The sequence below is a fragment of the Rathayibacter sp. VKM Ac-2857 genome, assembly GCF_013205025.1.
Classification (GTDB): domain Bacteria; phylum Actinomycetota; class Actinomycetes; order Actinomycetales; family Microbacteriaceae; genus Rathayibacter.
Genome location: NZ_JABMLE010000002.1, coordinates 346898 through 368281, shown reverse-complemented (window position 1 = coordinate 368281; position 21384 = coordinate 346898). Strand labels below are relative to the sequence as shown.

Below are 21384 nucleotides of genomic sequence, written 5' to 3'. Positions count from 1 at the left end.
AGGCCGGCGGACACGATGAGCACGTTCCCCCGGACGGCCCGCCGCCGACCGGACGACTCCGCCCCCCCCATCCCCGAGAGGAACGGTCCGAGCGTGTTCTCACGGCTGTCCCGCCGCACCCGTTCCGCCGCCTCCGTCGCGTCGGTGACCGCCGCCGCCCTCGTCGTCTCGACGATGGCCGTGCTCTACCAGGGGGTGACCACCCAGGACGTCGATCTGAACGACGCCGGGGTCTGGGTGACCAAGCCGAGCTCGCTGCTCGCGGGCCGGCTCAACTACCCCTCCGAGGTCCTCGACGCGGGTCTGCGCACCAAGGGGACGAGCTTCGACGTCGCGCAGGAGGCGGGCACCGTCGTCGTCCACGACGCCAGCAACGCGACCGTCTCGATCGTGGACACCTCGTCGGTCGTGCTCGGCGAGGCGGTCGCCGTGCCCGCCGAGTCCTCGGTCTCGCTCGGCGGCGGCGTGCTGGCGATCCTCGACGCGGCCTCCGGCGCCCTCTGGGTGCGGGCGGTCGACGCTCTCGCCTCCTTCAGCGTCGAGGCCGACGAGCCGACGATCGAGCTCGGCGCGGGCGCGGCGGCCACCGTCGCGGCCGACGGCACGGTCTTCGCCTACTCGCCCGGCGAGCAGGAGCTCGTCACCGTCCGCGCCGGCGGCAGCCCGTCGACCGCCGCCGTCTCCGGCTTCGCCGCGGGAGCGACACCGGCGATCACCGCCGTCGGCTCGACCCCGGTCCTCCTCGACGCGGGGAGCGGCGCGGTGTCGATCGACGGCGACGATCCGGTGCAGCTCGGAGTCGCGGACGGTCTGACGCTGCAGCAGCCGAGCGCCGGCGGCGAGGACGTCGCGGTCTCGACCGGTGCCGCCCTGCTCCTCCAGCCCCTCGACGGCTCGGCCGCGCGCACGGTGGACTCCGGCGGCAGCGGCACCGCCGTCGCGCCGGTCCGGGTCAACGGCTGCACCTACGCCGCCTGGTCCGGCTCGGGACGGTACCTGCGCGACTGCGGCGGGACCGCGGACGACGTCGCGCGGGAGGTGCCGGACCTCGGTGCCGATCGGCAGGCGGTCTTCCGCGTCAATCGCAGCGCGGTCGTGCTGAACGAGCTGACCGTGGGCTCCGTCTGGCTGGTGAACCAGGACATGAAGGAGGTCTCCGACTGGGAGGACGTCACGCCCCCGGAGGACGACGCCGACAAGGACGACGAGAACGACAGCACGCAGCAGCAGGTGCAGGACACGATCCCGGAGCGGTCGGAGGAGAACACTCCGCCGGTCGCCGTCGACGACGAGTTCGGCGTGCGCGCCGGGCGCAGCGTCATCCTGCCGGTGCTCGACAACGACAGCGACCCGGACGGGGACGTCCTCACCGCGGCCGTGACCGGGGCGCAGCCCGCACTGGGCGAGGTGTCGCCGATCTACGGCGGCAGCGCCCTGCAGATCACGGTGCCCGCGGAGGCGAGCGGGACCGCGACCTTCGCCTACACCGCCGACGACGGACGCGGGAGCACCGACGACGCCGTCGTCACGCTGACGGTGAAGCCGGCGGGCAGCAACGAGCCTCCCGAGCAGAAGCGCGAGGGGCGGATCCTCCTCGAGCAGGGTGCGTCGACGTCGTACAACGTGCTGCCCGACTGGATCGACCCGGACGGCGACGAGCTCTTCCTGCGCACCGCGGCCTCGACCAGCGACGACCAGGTCCGCTCCACGGCCGACGGCCTCGTCACCTTCGACGCGATCGGCGCCCAGCTCGGCCGCAAGGACGTCGTCCTGATCGTCTCCGACGGCACCGAGGACGTGGAGGGAGTGCTGCACGTCGACGTCCGCGCGCCCGGGTCGACCGTTCCCGTGACGAATCCGGACCACGTGACGACCCTCGCCGACCAGACCGCGACGGTCGCGCCGCTCGGCAACGACCTCAGCCCGTCCGGCGCGCCCCTGCTGCTCGCCGAGGTCGAGCAGCCCGCCGGCGCGACCGTCACCCCCGACTACACGGCGGGGACCTTCACCTTCACGTCGCCGACACCCGGCAGCTACTACCTGCAGTACCGCGCGAGCGACGGACCGAAGTCCGCCCCGGGACTCGTCCGCGTCGACGTGCTCCCGGCGAGCAGCGAGGCGAAGAACCCGGTCGCCGTGCGCGACGTCGCGCTCCTGCCCTCGGGCGGCACCGCGCTCGTCGACGTGCTGCAGAACGACTCGGACCCCAACGGCGGGCTGCTCGTCGTCTCCTCGGTGAAGGTGGACGCCGGCGTCGGTGTCGCGGTGGCGATCCTCGAGCACGAGGTGCTGCGCGTCACCGACCAGCCGGGGATCACCGAGCCGGTGACCTTCCGCTACACCGTCTCGAACGGCACCGGGACCACGACCGGCGAGGTGCTGGTGGTGCCGACACCCGCTCCGGCGACCCTCGAGCCGCCGATCGCGACCGACGACTCCGCGGCCGTGCGCGTCGGCGACACCGTCACGATCGACGTGCTCGCGAACGACGTCTCGCCCGGCGGCGGCCTGCTGACCGTGCTGCCCGACCTCGTGGCACCGCTGCCCGATGCCGCCGACGGCGTCGCGTTCGTCTCGGAGGACCGCGTGCGGTTCCGGGCGGGCGACACCGCGAAGACCGTCTACGTCACCTACGAGGCGATCGACGCCGCCGGGCAGAAGGACGCCGGCTACGTCAGCATCCAGATCCTGCCGATGAACCGCGAGGCGAACTCGCCGCCGCGACCCGAGAACCTCGAGGCGCGCACGCTCTCGGGCACGACCATCTCGATCCCGATCCCGCTGGACGGCATCGACCCCGACGGCGACAGCGTGACGCTGGTCGGCCAGGCGAGCGCTCCCGGCAAGGGGCGGATCGACGAGGTCGGGGCGGATCACCTCACCTACACCGCCTTCGACGACTCCGTCGGCACCGACTCGTTCCGCTACGAGGTGAGCGACGCTCTCGGGAAGCGGGCCACCGCGACGATCCAGGTCGGCATCGCCCCTCCGTCGACGCAGAACCAGGCGCCGGACGCCGTCAAGGACGTCGTCACCGCGCAGCCCGGCCGCAGCATCGCCGTCGACGTGCTCGCGAACGACACCGACCCGGACGGCGACACGCTCTCGCTGGTCGCCGACGGCGTCACGGCTCCGGAGGGCGTGACCGCGCGGCTCTCCGCGGGCCGCGTGCTGGTGACGACTCCGGAGGCGGAGGGCGACTACCCGATCCAGTACACCGTCGCGGACTCCCGCGGCGCGACCGCGATCGGCAGCCTGCTGGTGACGGTCGCCGAGGAGGCGGCGCTGCTGCCGCCGATCGCCCGCGACGACGCGGTCACGACCGCGCAGATCACGACGGCGCAGACCGTCGAGGTGCCGGTGCTGAAGAACGACGAGGACCCGGACGGCGTCGCGAGCGAGCTCCGGGTGGCGCTGCTCGGCGAGCCGGCGGGCGCCGTGGTCGGCACCGGAGGAGTCGTCACCGTGACTCCCGGCGACGAGGCGCAGCTCCTCACCTACACGGCGACCGATGCCGACGGTCTGGTCGCGACGGCGTTCGTCCGGGTGCCGGCGCTCAGCGCGACCGGTCCCGCACTGAAGCCCGGTGTCGTCCCGCTCGAGGTGAAGGCCGGCGAGCAGGCGACGATCCCGCTGACCGACTGGGTCGTCGCTCCCGAGGGGAAGACCGCTCGTCTGACGCAGGCCGACCGGGTGTCGGCGCTGCACTCCGCGGACGGGGTGCTCGTCCGGGACGAGTCGACGCTGCTGTACACCGCGGCTCCCGACTACTTCGGCTCGGACGCGCTGACCTTCGAGGTCACCGACGGCACCGGACCCGACGACCCCGCCGGCGTGAAGGCGACGCTGAGCATCCCGATCACGGTGCTGCCGCCGGAGAACCAGCCGCCGACGTTCGCCGGGGGAGCGATGGAGGTCGCCGCCGGCGAGGACGCGTCGACCCTGGATCTGCGAGCGCTCTCGAGCGACCCGGACAAGGGCGACCTGGAGAAGCTGAGCTACAGCGTCTCGGGCGCGCCCACCGGGATGACCGCCTCCGTGTCGGGCTCGGTGCTCTCGGTCGCGGCCGACGAGTCGGTCGCGAAGGGGACGCAGGAGACGCTGACGATCACCGTGACCGACGGCACCACGCAGCCCGTGCAGGGCGCGGTGGTCGTGCGGGTGACCGCGTCGACCCGGCCGCTGACGGTCGCGAACGACGACGTCGTCGCGAAGGCGCCGCAGGGGAAGCCGACCACGGTCGACGTGCTGTCGAACGACGTGAACCCGTTCCCCGAGACGCCGCTGACGCTGGTCGGCGATCCGATCGTGGACTCCGGGGAGGCGACCGGCACGGCGAGCGCCCAGGGCGGCTCCGTCGTGGTCACGCCGAGCGCGGACTTCGTGGGCACCATGACGGTGCGCTACCAGGTGGCGGACGCCACCGGCGACGCGGAGCGCCGGGTGTTCGGCACGATCCGGCTGACGGTGCAGGGCCGGCCGGCCGCGCCGGGGACCCCGTCGGTCAGCTCGGTGCAGGACCGGACGGTCGTGCTCAGCTGGTCCGACGGCACCAGCAACGGCTCCGAGATCACCACCCACACGGTGAAGTGGTCGGGCGGCAGCCAGGACTGCGCGGCGACCACCTGCACGATCGCGAACCTCACCAACGACCGCGAGTACACCTTCACGGTCACCGCGAGCAACGAGATCGGCGAGTCCGACCCGTCGCCCGCCTCGGCCGTGGCGCGGCCGGACGCCCGCCCGGGTGCCCCGACGATCACGAGCCTCGACTACGGCGACGGCTCGCTCACCGTGACGTGGGCGGACGGCGCGAACCCGGGGTCCGCGGTGACGGGGTACGAGGTGCAGCTCAGCGGGGCCGGCAACGACCTGTTCGAGGTGTCCGGCGGAACCCGGACCACGCAGCTCACCGGGCTGACGAACGGCTCGAACTACACGGTGGCGGTGCGGGCGTCGAACCGCTCGCCGGAGCCCTCCGACTGGTCGGGCCCGATGTCGATGAGCCCGGCAGGCTCGCCGAGCGCGCCGGCGGCGCCGCAGGTCGGCCCCTCGGTGCAGCTGGGCACTCAGACGCAGCTTCCCGTGAGCTGGAGCCCGCCGGCGACACCGAATGCGGAGGCGCTGACGGGGTACACCCTCGTGGTGAAGAGGGGCGGTGCCGAGACCAAGAGGATCGAGCTCGCGGCCGGGATCACCACTCAGAACATCACGGTCGACAACTCGGAGTCGGGCTACACGTTCTCGGTAGCCGCGAAGAACAAGTCGACGGACGCGGACAAGACGGATCCGCTGTTCAGCGCAGACTCGTCGGCCCGGCGGGCCGTAGGAGTTCCGGATGCGCCGACGATCACGTCCGTCGAGCCGCTCGACGGTCAGTTCCGCATCAACTTCACTGCGGCACCGTCAGGCAACGGAGCGGTCGGGCAGGAGGTGAACTACTCCTATCAAGTCGTCGGTTCAGGAACCTGGTACGACATCGGCTACCTCGGCGCGGGGGCGTCGTCGGGCTACGTTCAGCCTTTCGCCGCGAACAACGGCACCTATACCGCCGTGATGAAGACGTACACGATCGTCGACGGCAATCGATACGAGAGCGGCCCGAGTAACACCAGCGATCCTGTCGCGCCCTACGGTCTGCCCGGAATGCCGACCATCGTCGCGACCGTCAACGGGACGTCGATCGACTACGTCGTGACCCCTCCCGCGCCGAACGGACGCCGCATCACCGAGCTCTGGATCGACACCGACGGCAAGCAGCAGTACAAGCGCTACGACCCGACCGTGCAGACGATCCGGCTCGGCGACGGCTACGACCAGTACCACGCGGTCGACGCGTACGTCATCGACGAGGCGGGTCAGCAGTCCGCCATCGAGCGACGAGGCGCGAACACCGCAGCGGCGCCGCCGCCGCCACCACCGCCGCCCGCGCAGACCAGCTGGGTCGTGAACGCCCCCGTGAACTCGTGCCTCGAGGACAGCGACAGCACCGGGCTGCACTACAGCCCGAGCGGCCCGTCGTGCAGCAGCCGCTGGGTGAAGGGCGACCTGACCGTCTACTGCTACGCCGACTGGCGGAACAAGACGGCGGGCGGCGACAACCGCTGGTATCGGATGTCCGACGGCTGGTACGTCGCCCGGGGCACCGTGAACGGCGGCGAACAGGGAATGGGACCGTGCTGACCCCGCGTCGGCACCGAGAAGAGGGATCGCACTGATGACCATGACACCCGACCAGGCCGCCTGGTTCGCCGCCACGTTCGAGAAGCTCGTGCAGAACGTCGGGCAGGCCGTGCTCGGCAAGTCCGAGGTGGTCTCGCTCGTGCTCACGGCGATGCTCGCCGAGGGGCACGTGCTGCTCGAGGACGCGCCGGGGACCGGCAAGACCAGCCTCGCGAAGGCGATCGCGGCGACCGTGCAGGGCACCAGCAACCGCATCCAGTTCACGCCCGATCTGCTGCCGAGCGATGTGACCGGCGTGACGATCTACGACCAGAAGTCGGGGCGCTTCGACTTCCACCGCGGCCCGATCTTCGCGTCGATCGTGCTCGCCGACGAGATCAACCGCGCCTCGCCGAAGACGCAGTCGGCGCTGCTCGAGGTGATGGAGGAGTCGCGGGTCACGGTCGACGGCGTCGGCCACGAGGTCGGGCGGCCGTTCCTCGTCATCGCGACGCAGAACCCGATCGAGCAGGCCGGCACCTACCGCCTCCCCGAGGCGCAGCTGGACCGCTTCCTGATCAAGACCTCGATCGGCTACCCCGACGCCGCGTCCGCCGAGCGGATCCTCGCGGGCTCGGGCGAGCGCAATCCCTCCGCCGGGCTGCGCGCGATCATCACGACGCAGGCCGTCGCCGACATGGCCGACCTCGCGGCGACCGTGCACGTCGACGGCGCCGTGCTGCGCTATGTCGTGCAGCTCGCCGAGGCCACCCGCTCGGCGCCGGAGACGCGGATCGGCGTCTCGGTCCGCGGCTCGATGGCGCTGATCCGCGCCTGCAAGGTCTGGGCCGCCGCGAACGGCCGGCACTACGTGCTGCCGGACGACGTCAAGCAGCTGGTCGCCTCCGTCTGGCTGCACCGCTTCGTCCTCGACCCCGAGGCCGAGTTCGCCGGGGCCACGGCCGACGGCGTGCTCGGGCGCGTGCTCGCCGAGGTCGCCGCGCCGCAGGAGCGTCAAGCGGCATGACCGGGATCGGAGTGCTCCGGAGCGAGGGGCTCGCGCGCCGCGCCGGCGTCGTCGTCGAGCGGTCGCGCCACGCGGTCGAGACGGCCGGCGTGCTGCTCGCGCCCGTGCGCGCCCGCGCCGTCCCCGTGGTCGCGGTCGCGACCTCGTCCGCCTGGGTCCTCCTCGCGCTCGCCGCCCTCGCCTGGATCGTCGGCGCGGTGCAGGGCTGGAGTGAGCTGGTCCTGATCGCGGTGCTGGCGCTCGCCGTGCTGCTGGTCGCCGCTCCGTTCATGATCGGGCGCTCCTCCTACGCCGTCGACCTCGATCTGGCGGCCACCCGGGTGGTCGCGGGGGAGCGGGCGGTCGGCCGCGTCGAGGTGCGCAACGCCTCGAACCGCTCGCTCCTGCCCGCGCGGGTCGAGCTGCCGGTGGGTGGCGGCCTGGCGGTGTTCCCGCTCCCGCGGCTGGAGGCGACGGCCGTGCACGAGGAGCTGTTCACCATCCCGACGGCGCGGCGCGGCGTGATCCGCGTCGGACCCGTCCGCTCGGTCCGCGGCGACGGCCTCGGGCTCTTCCGCCGCGTCGTGCCGCACACCGTGCCCGGCGACCTCTTCGTCCACCCGCGCACCGTCGCCGTCGGCGGCTCGTCGTCCGGGTTCCTCAAGGACCTCGAGGGCCGGCCGGCTCCGGAGCTCTCCAACAACGACGTCTCGTTCCACGCCCTCCGTGCCTACGCCCCCGGCGACGACCGCCGCTACGTGCACTGGAAGACCACGGCGCGCACCGGCACGCTGATGGTGCGCCAGTTCGAGGAGACGCGGCGGTCGCACCTCGCGATCGGCCTGTCGCTCGATCCCGCCGACTACCGCGACGACGAGCAGTTCGAGCTCGCCGTCTCCAGCTGCGCCTCCCTCGGCCTCCAGGCGCTGCGGGAGGGGCAGCAGCTCAGCGTGCTCGTCCAGGGCCGCTCGCTGCACGCGGGCATCGGCAAGCGCCTGCTCGACGACCTCTCCGGGGTGGAGCTCGGCCAGGGCAGGGGCGATCTGGTCGGTCTGTCGCGCTCGCTCGCCCGCTCCGTGCCGCAGGCGTCGGTCGTGATCCTCGTCGTCGGGTCGGAGGTGACGGCAGCGCGGTTCCGCTCGGCGGCCCGGCAGCTGCCCCCCGACGCCCGCGCCATCGGCCTGAGCTGCGACGAGGAGCGGCCCGCCGCCCGCCGCAGCATCGGCGAGCTCGCGCTGCTCAGCGTCCCGGCTCTCGAGGAGCTGCCCGCGACCGTGCGGCGGGGTGCCGCGTGAGGGGCCGGACTCCGGCGGCGGTCGCCGTCGATCTGGGCGCCCTCGCGGTGCTGCTCGCCGTCGGCGTCGTCGGCTTCGGCCGGGTCTTCGCCGGCGTGGACCACCTCGTCGCGGGCGGCCTCGGAGTCGCCGCCGGTCTCGCCGTCGGCGCCCTCGCGGCGCGCGCCCGCTGGGGCCTGCTGACGACGACCGCGGCGACCGCCGCCGTCTACCTCCTCGTCGGCACCGCGGCGGCGTTCCGCTCCGCGGGCCTCCTCGGAGTGATCCCGAGCCTCGAGAGCCTCCTCGGCCTCGCGGCCGCGCTGGTCACCTCCTGGAAGAGCCTGCTCACCGTCGAGCCGCCCGCGAACGGTCTCCCGGAGCTCCTGGTCGTGCCGTTCTGCGCGGCGCTGGTCTGCGCCGTCGTCGCGGCGACGGTGGCCCTGCGGGCACCGCGCCCGGTGTGGGCGCTCGTGCCGGCGGCGGTGCTGGTGCTCGTGTCGATCCTCTTCGGGACCGCGGACGCCGTCGCGCCCCTCGCCCAGGCGACCGCCTTCGGCGTCGTCGCCCTGGCCTGGGCGGCCTGGCGCCGCCAGTCGGCGCAGACCTCCGCCGCGGGTGGCAGCGGGTCGGTCGATCCGTCGGCCGTGCGCCAGCTGCGGCTGCGGCGGATCGGCTCCGGCGCCCTCGTCCTGGCGCTCGCCGCCGCGGTCGTCGGCGTCTCCGCCGGTGCCGTCGCCCCGGCCGGGTCGCGCTCGACCCTCCGCGAGGACATCGTGCCGCCGTTCGATCTCGACGACTACCCGACGCCGCTCGCCTCGTTCCGCAAGACCGTCCGCGACCAGAAGGACGCGACCCTGTTCACCGTGTCGGGCCTGCAGGAGGGCGTGCGCGTGCGCCTCGCCACCATGGACGCCTACACCGGGACCGTCTTCGACGTGACCGGCGGCGGGGGCGGCTCCGGCAGCTTCGCCCGCGTCGGCAGCACCATCGCCGGCGAGCACGAGGGCACTCCGGCCGTGCTCCGCTTCACCGCGGCCGACCTCGGCGGGGTCTGGCTCCCCGACGCGGGCTACCCGTCGTCGATCGAGTTCGCCGGTCCGCGGGCCGAGGCGCTGAGCGAGTCGCTGCACTACAACGACGAGACCGGAGTCGCGGTCGTGACCTCCCGGCTCGCGGCCGGCGACTCCTACACGCTGACCACGACCCTGCCTCCGGTGCCGAGCGACGAGGAGCTCGCCGACGCCGTCGCGGCGCCCGTCACCGTGCCGACGCCGATCGACGTGCCGGAGGCGCTCGCCGATGCGACGCTCGCCTCGGTCGGCGAGGCGACCACCGCCCTCGGCCAGGTGCGCGCGATCGCGACCACCCTCTCGACGCAGGGCTACTTCAGCCACGGCCTCGAGGGCGAGACGGAGTCCCGCCCCGGCCACGGGTCGGAGCGCCTGCAGCTGCTGCTCTCGGACGAGAGGGGCATGGTCGGCGACGACGAGCACTACGCGACGACGATGGCGCTGATGGTCGACGAGCTCGGTCTCCCGGCCCGCGTGGTGATGGGCTACTACCCGGCGGCCGGGTCGGACCTCTCCGGCGACGTCGCGATCACCGGTGACGACCTGCACGCGTGGGTCGAGGTGGCGTTCGCGCAGCACGGCTGGGTGGCCTTCGATCCCACGCCGCCCAAGGAGCAGATCCTGCAGGACCAGCAGCCCGAGCCGGCGGCGCAGCCGAAGGCGCAGGTGCTCCAGCCGCCGCCGCCCCCGCAGGAGCCCGCCGTGGTGCCGCCGGACGTCGTGCAGGAGGACGAGACCGAGGACGACCGCGGCCCCGACCTGGGCTGGATCGGCGTGGTGCTCGCCGTCGCCGGCGGAGTCGTCGGCCTGGCGGCGCTGCTCTTCGGCCCGGCTCTGCTCATCGCTGCCCTCAAGCGCCGGCGCCGCCGGGCGCGGGCGAGCGCCGAGCGCGCGGCCGACCGGATCAGCGGCGGCTGGGACGAGGTGCTCGACCGCGCCGCCGACCTCGGCACCGTCGTCCCGGCCGGGTCGACCCGGCTCGAGGACGCCGCCCTGCTGCACTCCGAGTACCCGAGTACGGGAGTGGCGCTCCTGGCACGGCGAGCCGATGCCGCGGTCTTCGGGCCGCTGGACCCGGTCGACGCCGAGGTCGCCGCCTTCTGGGAGCAGACCGACGCCCTCGTCGCGGAGCTGCACGGCTCCGTGAGCCCCTGGCGGCGGTGGCGGGCGCGCCTCTCCCTGCGCTCGCTGCGGCCCGCCTGGCTGACCCGCGCCACCACCGCCGCCCGCGGCGCCCGGACGAACACGACGGGGCGACCCGCGAGGAACGAGGATCTCCATGACTGACACGACGACGTCCGGCTGGGTGTGCTCGCGCTGCTCGACCACGATGGACGCGAGCGCGGCGTTCTGCCGCGGCTGCGGGGCACCCGCCCTCAGCGCCGGCACCCCGCGCAGGACGGCGGCCGTGCCCTTCGGCGTCCCGGCCGCGCTCGGCCCCCGGGTCGGGGCGTATCTGCTGGACAGCGTCATCGTCGGCGCCTGGTTCTTCTTCTCCTACGTGATCGTCTGGCTCCTCACCTGGGCGCTCTGGCAGACGGCCTCCTCGACCGGCGCCTACAGCGCCATCGCGTACTTCGGAGCGTTCGGGCCGGCCGTTCTGATCCTCGCCTTCGGCCTCTTCTACACGAAGGCGCAGGGCGGGCGGGGCACCCCGGGGATGCGGATGCTCGGTCTGCGCCTCGTGCGCTACGACAGCGGCGAGGAGCCCGGGTTCTGGAAGGCCGCCGGCCGGAACGTCGTCTTCAACCTCTGCGCTGCGATCATCGTCGGCTACTTCTCGCCGCTGTTCGACACCTCGGGGGAGAACCGCGGCTGGCACGACCAGGCCACGGGCACCTGGATGATCGACACCCGCTCGGCAGGAGCCGTCCGTCCCGCCGCGACCGTGCGGGAGGTGCCGGCGCCGACCTCGTCCGTCGCCGTGGTCGCCGATCTGGACGAGCCGGTCGTCCCTCGGACGCCCGCGGAGACATCGGTCGCGCCCGCCGCGTACTCGGCGCCCGCCGCGGTCGCGCCCGCGACGGCCGTTTCCGCCGCGTACTCCGCGCCGGCCGTCGCTCCGGCGAGCTTCTCCGCCCCGCCCGCCGGCGTGATCTCCGCCGTGCCCGGCTCCGCCGCCCCGGCCCGGCCGACGGCCCCCGCGCACGAGCCGGAGGACCTCGAGCTCACCCGCATGAGCGCCGGCGCCCCCGCGCAGCCGCGCCCGCGCGCGGTCCGGCTCCGCTTCGACGACGGGACCGTCGTGGTCGTCTCCGACACCGCGCTCGTCGGTCGCAATCCCACACCGCGCACCGGCGAGGCGGCCGGCGAGCTGGTGGCGCTCGCCGACACGACCCGCTCGATCTCGAAGACGCACGCCCGGCTGGAGTTCCTCGGCGACGAGCTCTCCGTCATCGACCGGCACTCGACCAACGGGACCGGGGTCGTGATCGACGGGACGGCGACGCCGGTGCCGCCCGGCGGCCGCGCCGCGGTGCCCGTCGGCGCCACGCTGACCTTCGGCGACCGCACGGCGGCGGTGGAGTGGGCATGAGCGCTCCGGGCAGCCCGATCGCCGTGCAGTGGGGCAGCGCGACCGACCGCGGGATGAAGCGGGCGATCAACGAGGACTCGCACGTCGCCGCACCCCCGGTCTTCGTCGTCGCCGACGGCATGGGCGGCCACGACGCGGGAGAGGTCGCCAGCGCGATCGCCGTCGACGCCTTCCGCGGCCTGGTCGGCCACGACACGGTCCGCGTCTCCGAGATCGAGGAGTGCTTCGCCGGCGCCCAGGTCCGCATCGCGGAGCTGGCCCTCAGCACCGAGCGGAGCGCCGGGACGACCGTCAGCGGCCTGGCCATCGCCGAGATCGAGGACCTGGGCTACTGGCTCGTGTTCAACCTCGGCGACTCCCGCACCTACCGGATGGCCCACGGGACCCTCGAGCAGGTCAGCGTCGACCACTCCGTGGTGCAGGAGCTCGTGGAGGCGGGCGAGCTCGACGCCTCCGGGATGCAGACCCACCCGCAGCGCAACGTGATCACCCGCGCCCTGGGCGCGGGCAGCGCCGGTGCCCCCGACTTCTGGCTGCTGCCCGCCGCGGCGGGGGACCGGATGCTGGTCTGCTCCGACGGGCTCACCACGGAGCTCGACGACGCCCGCATCGCGCTCGTGCTGCGCGACGAGGCCGACCCGCAGGCCGCCGCGACCCGGCTGCTGCACGAGTCGCTCCTCCACGGCGGTCGCGACAACCTGACCGTGCTCGTCATCGACGCGACCTCGGTCAGCGCCGGCGACGACCTCGACCGCACCGTCCCGAGCGACCGGCTGCCGCTCGCCACCGCGGTCAGCGACGACACCGTGCCCCGACAGATCGTGCCCCGACAGATCGTGCCCCGCGAGATCGATCCGCGCGAGATCGTCGCGGCGCCGCTCGCGGACGGCACTCCCGACACCGAGGGGGCTCGCCCGTGACCGAGATCCGCTACCGACCCGGCCGCTGGTTCGGCGTCGTCTCCGAGCGCGGGATGGCGCTGCTGCCCGACGTGCTGGGCGAGGAGGGCGTCAAGCAGGTCTCCGAGGCCTTCGCGGAGGGGCGCGGTCTCGCGGGCGTGCTCGAGACGCTCACCGGCGTCTTCGGGGCGAGCCTGCTGGCGCTCCCGCCGTTCGCGGTCGTCGCCCTCGAGGGCGACCTCTCGCGGGTCGCGGTCCGCGGCGATCTCCTCGTCGAGGTGGTCGAGGAGCTCGGTGACGACGCGCCCGTCGTCGCGCTCTCCGGCGAGGGGGTGACCACCTGGAACGAGCGGATGATCGCCGGCCCGGTCTCGATCAGCCTGCGCGTCAAGGCGGGCCGGCGCGGGGCGGCGCTGAGCCTGCCCATCGGCAGCGGGGTCGTGCTGTGCTCGCGGCTGACCGCGACGTTCCGGGGGGCGACCCTCGAGGCGCGCCCGGTCGGCGCGGAGGCGGGCGAGCCGCCCGAGGAGGAGGTGCCGGTCGTCGAGGCCGTGGTCGCCGAGCCCGTGGTCGCCGAGGTGCCGGTCGTAGAGCCAGTGGTCGCCGAGCCGCCGGTCGAGGAGCCGGTGGTCGTCGAGGTCGCCGTCGTCGAGCCGGTGAGCGTCGAGCCGGCGATCGCGCCGCCGGTGATCGAGGAGCCGGTGGTCGTCGCGCCGCCGGTCGTGACTCCGCCGGTCGTGACTCCGCCTGTCGTGACTCCGTCCGTCGTCGAGCCGAGCCCCGCCATCCTGCCCGCGGCACTGCTCGCGGCCGCCGCGCCGCCCGCGCCGTCCTCGGCCGAGACCGGCGAGCTCGACGAGTGGGGCTACTCCGCGCCGCCTGTCGTCACCGCCGCTCCGCCCGCCGCTCCGCCCGCCCCCGCGCCGGCCGCGGCACAAGAGCCGACCGCCGCGCCGCTCCGCCACGACGAGACCCGCGTGCCCGTCTCCGACACGGTCCGCGCCGCCGACGACGAGTACGACCACCTGTTCGGCGAGACCGTCGCCCGGGTCGTCGAGGACGCCGCGATCCGCGAGCCGGAGGACGAGCACGGGCTGATCGACCTCGTCCCGGCCGCGTCGCCGTCTCCGGAGCTCGGAGACGGCGATCACGACGGGCACACGATCTCGATCGCCGAGCTGCGCGCGCTCGCTCCCGCCCCGTCGATCCCGCCGCCCTCGAGCGCCATCGCCCGGCTCGAGCTCTCCACCGGCGACGTGGTCGAGCTCGACCGCCCGGTCGTGATCGGCCGGCGCCCCTCCGCGGGCCGAGTGGCCGCGCACGAGCTGCCCCGCCTGATCACCGTGCCGAGCCCGCTGCAGGACATCTCGCGCAGCCACGTCGAGGTCCGGGCGGAGGGCCGCTTCGTCGTCGTCCGCGATCTGGCGTCGGTGAACGGGACGCTCCTGCTCCGCTCGGGGCAGGTGCCCGTGCGGCTCACCGGATCGGAGTCGATGGTGCTCGCCGGCGGCGACGTCCTCGACCTCGGCGACGGCGTCACCGTGACGATCCGGGAGACGGCATGAGCGCGCCGCGGTCGTCCCCGCCTCCCGCGATCAGCGGCTTCGAGTTCCGCAGCCCGCTGGGCTCCGGCGGCTTCGCCGACGTCTTCCTCTACGAGCAGGCCCGGCCGCGGCGCACGGTCGCGGTCAAGGTGCTGCGCGCCGGACTGACCACGGACCGCGAGCGCGACGCGTTCGAGGCCGAGGCGAACCTGATGGCGTCCCTCTCGACGCACCCGTCGATCGTCACGATCTACCAGGCCGACATCGCCGCCGACGGCCGGCCCTACCTGGCGATGGAGTACTGCCCGAACCCCAACCTGGCCGTGCGGCTGAAGAGCGGCCGGCTGGCCGTCGCCGACGCGCTGCGCATCGGCATCCAGGTGGCGGGCGCGGTCGAGACCGTGCACCGCGCGGGGATCCTGCACCGCGACATCAAGCCTGCGAACGTCCTCGTCACCGCCTACGACCGGCCGGCCCTGACCGACTTCGGCATCGCCGGAGCGCTCCTGGACGGCTCCGCCGACCTCGCCGGCCTCTCGATCCCGTGGTCGCCCCCCGAGGCGTTCGGCGCCGAGATCCCGAACGAGGTCGCCCTCGACGTCTACGCGCTCGGCGCGACCGTCTACTCGCTGCTCGCCGGACGCTCGCCGTTCGAGCTGCCGGGGCGCTCGATCAACTCGCACGAGCTGATCGAGCGGATCCGCTCGGCGCCGCTGCCGCCGCTCGGCCGCGCCGACGCCCCGGCCTCGCTCGACCGGGTGCTCGGGATCAGCATGGCCAAGACGCCGCAGAGCCGCTTCACGACGGCCCTCGAGTTCGGCCGTGCCCTGCAGCGGATCCAGGTCGAGCTCTCCCTCGCGGTCACCACCGCCGACGTGCTCGACGACGCCCTGCCGCAGGAGCGGGTGGAGGAGGAGGACGACGGCAACACCCGCATCCGCGGCATCGTGAGCATCGACCCGGTGCCGCGCCCCGTCGCGCCGCGCAAGCCCGCGCCGGCGCTCGCCGAGATCTCCGGTGTCCCGGCGTTCGATCTGGAGCGGACGGTGGCCCGCGGGTCCGCGGCGGCCTTCGTCGCCCCGGCCCCGCTGTCCGAGCCTCGTGCGCCGATCCCGCAGGGGTCGCCGGTGCCGAGCGGACCAGCGCCCGCGCGCCGTCGCCGGCCCCTCGTCCTCGCCGGGATCGCGGTGCTCGTCGCCGCCTCCGTGGCCGGCGGAGCCGCACTGGTCGCCGGGCTGCCGACCTCGACCGCCGACCCGCGCCGCACCACCGCGGCCGAGGCACCCGCCGACCCGCTCGGCCAGGTCGACGTCCCCGCCGTCACCGGTCTCGCCGGTGCGGTCGGTGCCGACGGCGTCGTCTTCACCTGGTCCAACCCGCAGCCGGAGGACGGCGACCGCTTCCTCTGGGCGCCCGCCGGCACCGGCTCGATCCCCGATCCCCGCACCCAGGAGGAGAGCACCGTGACGGTCCCCGCCGACGCCTCAGGACAGACCTGCCTCGAGGTGACGCTGCTCCGGCAGAGCGGCCGCGCCTCGGCCCCGACGACGGCGTGCGCGCCGTGAGCGGCACCGTGCCGATGCCGGTCGTCGCCGACGCCGAGCTGAGCATCGAGTTCTGCGGCGAGTGGTTCCCGCTCGGCGACGAGCCGTTCGAGATCGGCCGGGAGGGCGCCCTCGATCTCGACGACAACCCGTTCCTGCACCGCCGGTTCCTGCAGATCGTGCGCGCCGAGGGACTCTGGTGGCTCTGCAACGTGGGGAGCCGGCTGTCGGCGACCGTCACGGACGGCTCGGGCGGGATCCAGGCCTGGCTCTCGCCCGGCAGCCGCCTGCCGATCGTCTTCGGCACGACGATGGTGGTGTTCACGGCCGGCCCGACCACCTACGAGCTGACGCTGTTCTCGAGCAGGCCGACCTTCGACTCCGTGCTCGCGCCGCGCGCCCTCACCGGGGCGACGACCATCGGGGTGACGCCGTTCACGGCCTCGCAGCGGCTGCTCATCGTCGCGCTCTGCGAGCCGATGCTGCGCCGGGAGGGCACGGGCACGAGCGTGATCCCGAGCTCCGCGAAGGCGGCGGCGCGGCTCGGCTGGACGCAGACCCGGTTCAACCGCAAGCTCGACAACGTCTGCGAGAAGCTCGCCCGCGTCGGGGTGCAGGGGGTGCGCGGCGAGACCGGCTCGCTGGCCACGCACCGCCGCGCCCGCCTGGTCGAGTACGCGGTCACGAGCCGGCTCGTCACCCGCGCCGATCTCCCGCTCCTCGACGCCCCGCAGGACGAGCCGGACGAGGACGGGACCGACTGATGCGCCTCAAGCTGACGCTCCGCCGTGCCTCCGGCGCGACCACCGACGTCGTCGTCACCGTCGACGCGACCGTCTCGGTCGGCGCGGTGGCCGCGGCCCTGCTCGAGGCCGACCCGCTGCGGACCGACCGCGAGCACGCCGGATCCGGCGGTGCCGGGCCGGTCACGCTCGACGTCCTCGGCGCGAGCGGCCTCGACCGCCCGCGCTCGATCCACCCCGATCTCGCGATCGTCGAGGCCGGGATCCGCTCCGGTGGGACCGTGCAGATCTCGCGCGCGCCCGCGATCGCGGACGGCGCCGACCGCGACCGCGGTCCGGCGGTCGCCGTGCTGCGCGTGCTGTCGGGCCCCGACGCGGGACGCGAGTTCCCGCTCCCGGCCGGCACCAGCCGTCTCGGCCGGGAGCGCGGCGTCGACGTCCGGCTCTCCGACCCGCTGATCTCCAAGCGGCACGCCAGGGTGAGCATCGGCGAGACCGTGGAGATCATCGACACGAACTCGGCGAACGGCCTGACCATGGGCGGGCGCCTCGTGCAGCGGGCGATGCTCACCCCGGCCGACGTCGTCGTGATCGGCGACAGCGCGATGAGCGTCGTGCCGCTCGCGCGCCTCGGCGGCGCCCCGCCCAGCACCCCGGTGATCGACTTCACCCGCTCCCCGCGGGTCGTCGTCCGCTTCGAGGAGCGCGTGCTCCCCGCGCCGACGCCGCCGTCCCGGCCCACGCCCCAGCGGTTCCCGCTGCTCGCGCTCGTCGCTCCGCTGGTCATGGGCGCCGTGCTCTACGTGCTCACGCAGCAGCTGCTGAGCGTGATCTTCGTCGCCCTCAGCCCGCTGCTCGCCATCGGCACCTGGATCGACCACACCGTCACCGAGCGGCGGACCCGGAAGGCGCAGGTCGCCGCGTTCTCCCGCTCGCTCGACGCCCTCGAGGAGGACGTCCGCGCCGCGCAGGCCGTCGAGCGCGCCGTCCGCCTCGCCGAGCAGCCGTCGGCCGCCGACGCGGTCACCGCGATCGCGCAGCGCGGCGAGGACCTCTGGACGCATCGCCCCGAGCACCGCGGCTTCCTCGCGGTGCGGCTGGGCGTCGGCTCGCTCCCGTCCCGCTGCCGGATCGAGCAGAGCGCGGGCAACGACACCGAGCCGGAGTTCCTCCGCGAGCTCGCCGCGACCGTCGAGCGCCACCGCCTCGTGCACGGAGTGCCCGTGATCGCCGAGCTCCGCAGCAGCGGTGCGCTCGGCATCGCCGGGCCGGCCGCCGTCCGCGCCGACGTCGCCCGCGCGATCGCCGTGCAGCTGGTCGGCACGCACTCGCCCGCCGAGCTCGCCGTCGCGGCCCTCACCTCGCCCGCCTCGCGCTCGACCTGGTCGTGGCTCGAGTGGCTGCCGCACACCGGCTCGGTGCACTCGCCCCTCGCGGGGGAGCACCTCGCCGACAACCCGGGCTCCGGGGCGTCGCTGCTGTCCCGGCTCGAGGAGCTCGTCGAGGAGCGGCGCGAGGAGGCGCCGGCCCTGCGCGGCTCGGTCGGTCCCGAGGAGGCCGATCGCCTGCCCGATCCCGTGACGCCCGCGGTGATCGTGATCGTCGAGGACGACGCCCCCGTCGATCGCGCCCGGCTCATCCGGCTCGCCGAGCGCGGACCGGACGCGGGGGTCCACCTGCTCTGGTGCTCCGCGAGCATCGCCGAGCTCCCCGCCGCCGCCCGCAGCTTCCTGCTCGTCGCCGACCCTGGCTCGCCCGCGACGACCGGGCAGGTCAGGCTCGGCGAGCACTCGCACCCGGTGGTCTTCGAGACGGTCGACGCGAGCACGGCCCTCGCGCTCGCGCGCTCCCTCTCGCCCGTCGTCGACGGTGGGGTCCCGGTCGAGGACTCCTCCGACCTGCCGCGCGAGGTCGCCTACGCCGCACTGGCGGGTCCCGAGCTGATCGCCGCGTCCGGCGCGGTCATCGACCGCTGGCGCGAGAGCAAGTCGATCACCGTCCGCGACGGGTCCGCTCCGGTGCGCCGCCGCTCGGCCGGCTCGCTGCGGGCGCTCGTCGGCTCGGCCGGCACCGAGCCGTTCTACCTCGACCTGCGCAGCCAGGGACCGCACGCTCTCGTCGGCGGGACCACAGGAGCCGGCAAGTCGGAGTTCCTGCAGTCCTGGGTGCTCGGCCTGGCGGCCGCCTACAGCCCGGATCGCGTCGCCCTCCTCTTCGTCGACTACAAGGGCGGCGCGGCCTTCGCCGACTGCGTGCAGCTGCCGCACACCGTCGGCCTGGTCACCGACCTCTCGCCGCACCTCGTCCGCCGCGCGCTGACCAGCCTCCGGGCCGAGCTGCGCTACCGCGAGCACCTGCTGAACCGCAAGAAGATGAAGGACCTCGTCTCGCTGGAGAAGACGGGCGATCCGGAGACCCCGCCGAGCCTGCTGATCATCGTCGACGAGTTCGCCGCGCTGGTGAACGAGGTGCCGGAGTTCGTGGACGGCGTGGTCGACGTCGCCCAGCGCGGCCGCTCGCTCGGCCTGCACCTGATCCTCGCGACGCAGCGGCCGGCCGGCGTGATCAAGGACAACCTGCGCGCGAACACCAACCTGCGCATCGCCCTGCGGATGGCGGACGCCGACGACTCGACCGACATCCTCGGCACGCCGATGGCGGCCTCCTTCGACCCGGGCATCCCCGGGCGCGGGGCCGCCAAGACGGGGCCCGGCCGGATCGCCGGCTTCCAGACCGGCTACGCCGGCGGACGGACCACCGGCGAGGCGCCGCCGCCGCGGATCGACATCGAGGAGATGGCCTTCGGCTCCGGCGCCGCCTGGGAGCAGGACCAGACCGAGGCGGAGGAGACCGGCGACCCGGGCCCGACCGACATCGCCCGCATGGTGGCGACGATCGGGCGGGCGGCGGCCGAGGCGCGCGTGCCGGCCCCGCGCAAACCCTGGCTCGACGAGCTCGCGCCGGCCTACGACTTCTCCAAGCTGCCGCACCCGCGCACCGACGACCGCCTCCTGCTGGGAGTCGTCGACAGCCCCGAGACGCAGAGCCAGCCGACCGTCTTCTACGAGCCCGACCGCGACGGCAACATGGCCGTCTTCGGCACCGGCGGCTCCGGCAAGTCCACGACCCTGCGCTCGATCGCGGTCGCGGCCGCCGTGACGCCGCGCGGCGGCCCCGTGCACGTCTACGGCCTCGACTTCGGCGCCAACGGACTGCAGATGCTCAACGACCTGCCGCACGTCGGCGCGATCGTCCGCGGCGACGACGACGAGCGCGTCGTGCGCCTGCTCCGGATGCTCCGCGACCTCGTGGCCGACCGCGCCGAGCGCTTCGGCGCCGTCGACGCCTCGACGATCGGGGAGTACCGCCGGCTCGCGGACCGCCCCGACGAACCGCGGATCCTGCTGCTCGTCGACGGCATCGGGGCCTTCCGTGAGGCTTACGAGTACGCCGGCACCAGTGCGTGGTTCAGCGTCTTCACGCAGATCGCGACCGACGGGCGGCAGCTGGGGATCCACATCGTGGTGGCGGGCGACCGGCCCAACTCGGTGCCCACCTCCCTCAACTCGACCATCCAGCGCCGGGTCGTCCTCCGCCTCGCCAGCGAGGACGACTACCTGCTGCTGGGCGTGCCGAAGGACGTGCTCGCCCCCACTTCGCCCCCGGGACGCGGAGTGAGCGAGGGCAGCGAGGTGCAGATCGCCGTCCTCGGCGGCGAGGCGAACGTGGCGATCCAGGCCCGCAAGATCGCCAGCCTGGCCGACGCGATGCGCCGGCAGGGTGCTGTGGCGGCTCCCACCATCGGTCGGCTCGGTGAGCTGATCCAGCTCGCGGAGCTGCCAGCGACCGCGTCCTCCGGAGTATGCATCGGGCTCGCCGACGAGGACCTCGCTCCGATGGGCATCGACGCCATGGGTGCGTTCCTCGTGGCCGGTTCGCCCGGTGGAGGCCGCACGACCGCGCTCGCGACCCTCGCCGCAGCGCTTCGCCGGGCTCATCGAGGAGCGAGGCTGATCCATCTCGCGACCCGACGGACGGGTCTTGGCGCACGGTCGGCGTGGACCACCAGCGTCGCGGGCGCGGCCGAGGTCGCGCGCGCGGCCGAGGTCCTCACCAGCGAGATCGAGCTCGGACGCTTCGGGCCGCCAGGTAGCGCCCTCGTCATCGAGGGCCTCACCGACTTCACCGGCACCGAGGCCGAGATGCCGCTCGACCGGCTCGTGCGGGCGGTGGTGCGCGCCGGGTTCCTCGTAGTGGGTGAGGGCGAGACGTCGACGTGGAGCCAGTCGTACACGCTCGCACAGCCCTTCAAGGCGGGCAGGAGGGGACTGCTCGTCGTTCCGGGTGAGATGGACGGCGACACTCTGCTCGGTACCTCGCTCGGCCGGATGCGTCGTGCGGATCTGCCTCCCGGCCGCGGTTTCCTGGTCGGGCGAGGTCGTGCGGTGAAGCTCCAGATCGCTACCGATGCGGGCTGAACGGAGCGGATGAGGTCATAGGGCAGTAGTGCCCATCGACCTCCCGCGCAGCCCTCGATAACTTCTCCACAGGTCGATCGGACTCCCGGTAATGGGGAGGCCGAAGGCCGGGGAATCGTGACTCC

At 74.1% G+C, this 21384-nt stretch carries 10 protein-coding genes; all 10 read left to right on the top strand.

The window, feature by feature from the left end:
* Nucleotides 1-93: 93 nt before the first annotated feature.
* From HQQ86_RS09140 to HQQ86_RS09095, 10 genes are read left to right on the top strand one after another with little or no spacing between them, the layout of a single operon-like run.
* Entirely contained in the window at nucleotides 94-6183 is a 6090-nt protein-coding gene (locus HQQ86_RS09140; protein WP_173287820.1) for an Ig-like domain-containing protein, read from the top strand.
* A gap of 34 nt (nucleotides 6184-6217) precedes the next feature.
* Nucleotides 6218-7189 carry a MoxR family ATPase gene (locus tag HQQ86_RS09135; protein ID WP_173287819.1) on the top strand — a complete coding sequence of 324 codons (972 nt, stop codon included), beginning with the start codon at nucleotides 6218-6220 and terminating at the stop codon, nucleotides 7187-7189.
* The gene (locus HQQ86_RS09130) at nucleotides 7186-8463 is read left to right on the top strand and encodes a DUF58 domain-containing protein (protein ID WP_173287818.1); all 1278 of its coding nucleotides are present in this window, start codon (nucleotides 7186-7188) and stop codon (nucleotides 8461-8463) included. The genes HQQ86_RS09135 and HQQ86_RS09130 overlap by 4 nt, the downstream gene beginning before the upstream one ends.
* Entirely contained in the window at nucleotides 8460-10802 is a 2343-nt protein-coding gene (locus tag HQQ86_RS09125) for a transglutaminase-like domain-containing protein (protein ID WP_173287817.1), read from the top strand. Before HQQ86_RS09130 ends, HQQ86_RS09125 begins: the two co-directional genes overlap by 4 nt.
* Nucleotides 10795-12051: an RDD family protein gene (locus tag HQQ86_RS09120; protein ID WP_173287816.1), complete on the top strand. Its 1257-nt coding sequence runs from the start codon at nucleotides 10795-10797 to the stop codon at nucleotides 12049-12051. Before HQQ86_RS09125 ends, HQQ86_RS09120 begins: the two co-directional genes overlap by 8 nt.
* Nucleotides 12048-12971 (top strand): PP2C family serine/threonine-protein phosphatase, encoded by a 924-nt coding sequence (locus HQQ86_RS09115; RefSeq protein WP_216845280.1) that lies wholly within the window; start codon nucleotides 12048-12050, stop codon nucleotides 12969-12971. The genes HQQ86_RS09120 and HQQ86_RS09115 overlap by 4 nt, the downstream gene beginning before the upstream one ends.
* On the top strand, nucleotides 12968-14515 hold the full coding sequence (locus tag HQQ86_RS09110) for an FHA domain-containing protein (RefSeq protein WP_173287815.1): 1548 nt from the start codon (nucleotides 12968-12970) through the stop codon (nucleotides 14513-14515). The genes HQQ86_RS09115 and HQQ86_RS09110 overlap by 4 nt, the downstream gene beginning before the upstream one ends.
* Nucleotides 14512-16059 (top strand): serine/threonine-protein kinase, encoded by a 1548-nt coding sequence (locus HQQ86_RS09105; RefSeq protein ID WP_173287814.1) that lies wholly within the window; start codon nucleotides 14512-14514, stop codon nucleotides 16057-16059. Before HQQ86_RS09110 ends, HQQ86_RS09105 begins: the two co-directional genes overlap by 4 nt.
* Nucleotides 16060-16073: 14 nt before the next feature.
* A complete protein-coding gene (locus tag HQQ86_RS09100; RefSeq protein ID WP_173288741.1) occupies nucleotides 16074-16802 on the top strand; it encodes a hypothetical protein in 729 nt (242 codons plus the stop codon).
* Nucleotides 16802-21259 carry an FtsK/SpoIIIE domain-containing protein gene (locus tag HQQ86_RS09095; protein ID WP_173287813.1) on the top strand — a complete coding sequence of 1486 codons (4458 nt, stop codon included), beginning with the start codon at nucleotides 16802-16804 and terminating at the stop codon, nucleotides 21257-21259. The genes HQQ86_RS09100 and HQQ86_RS09095 overlap by 1 nt, the downstream gene beginning before the upstream one ends.
* The last annotated feature ends 125 nt before the right edge of the window (nucleotides 21260-21384 follow it).